General features: G+C 78.4%; 1 protein-coding gene. It reads right to left on the reverse strand.

The window, feature by feature from the left end:
* The coding region (locus C667_RS23825; protein WP_039923254.1) for an AAA family ATPase at window positions 1-528 on the reverse strand (528 nt) is incomplete at both ends.

The raw sequence follows: 528 nt of genomic DNA on the forward strand, positions 1-528 counted from the left end.
CTGGCGCAGGCGCGCGGCGGCCTTGCCGGTGGGCGCGGCCAGCGCGATGCGCAGGCGCTCGGGCGCCGGGTGGGTGGCGAGCAGCAGGGCGAGCAGGCGCGCGGCGGTGTAGGTCTTGCCGGTGCCGGGGCCGCCGGTGAGGATGCTCAGCCGCCCGCGCAGCGCGATCGCGCACGCGAGCTTCTGCCAGTCGACCGCCTCCTCGCGCGTCGGTGCGCCCGGCGTGGCCGGGAAGAGGCGATCCAGCCAGGTGCGCGCGCGTTCCTCGTCGACCGGCTCGGGCCGCGCGCAACGCTCCACCACCGCGGCGGCGACGCTGCGCTCGTATTGCCAGTAGCGGTGCAGGTAGAGGCGCGGCGCGTCCTCGGGCCCGTCGATCAGCAGCGGCTGGCCGAGTTCGGGGTCGCGGCCGATGCGGCGCACCACCGGGCTCTGCTGCAGCGCGGCGAGCCAGGCTGCCGGGTCGGCGGGCAGGCCGGCCCACAGCGCGGCGACCGCCGGCTGGGCCTCCACCGGCCAGGCCAGCAG

Origin of the sequence: Thauera phenylacetica B4P, from assembly GCF_000310225.1 — a bacterium.
GTDB classification, from domain to species: domain Bacteria; phylum Pseudomonadota; class Gammaproteobacteria; order Burkholderiales; family Rhodocyclaceae; genus Thauera; species Thauera phenylacetica.